1 protein-coding gene is annotated in these 508 nt (G+C 60.0%); it reads right to left on the bottom strand.

What is annotated here, in order from left to right:
* Positions 1 to 7: 7 nt before the first annotated feature.
* Positions 8 to 508 (bottom strand): integrase core domain-containing protein (locus tag H6M51_RS24240; protein ID WP_185812316.1); only part of this gene is annotated, 501 nt, incomplete at its 5' end.

Raw genomic sequence — 508 nt, 5'->3', positions numbered from 1 at the left:
CCAAGTTTTATCCAGTTTTGAGTTCGCTCCGGCGGTTTTGGGTTGCTGTATTCGGGGCGGTAGCGGCGGGTTGCGGTGCGGAGCCATTCCGGCTGCGCAGCGCCGCATCACGTCGCGGGTTGAGGGTCTGAGCGAACTCGGCCGGTGTCAGCCAGCCGAGACCGGAATGTGGTCGATGATCATTGTAGTCGTTGCACCAGGTTGAGAGCGTTGATCGGGCCTGGTTCAAGGACGAGAAGAGCGTCTCGTTCAGGAGCTCATCCCGCAGTCGGCCATTGAAGCTTTCGATGAAGGCGTTCTGGATCGGCTTGCCCGGCGCGATGTAGTGCCAGTCCAGCTTGACCTGGTCCGTCCATTGCAGGATCGCGTTGCTGGTGAACTCGCTCCCGTTGTCACTGACGATCATCTTAGGCTTGCCACGCTTCTCGATGATCCGATCCAGCTCACGAGCAACCCGACGGCCCGAGAGCGATGTATCGGCGACGAGGCCTAGGCATTCTCTGGTGCA

This window comes from Rhizobium sp. AQ_MP (genome assembly GCF_014237835.1).
Lineage (GTDB): Bacteria > Pseudomonadota > Alphaproteobacteria > Rhizobiales > Rhizobiaceae > Allorhizobium.
This window is presented reverse-complemented; position numbering and strand designations above follow the sequence as displayed.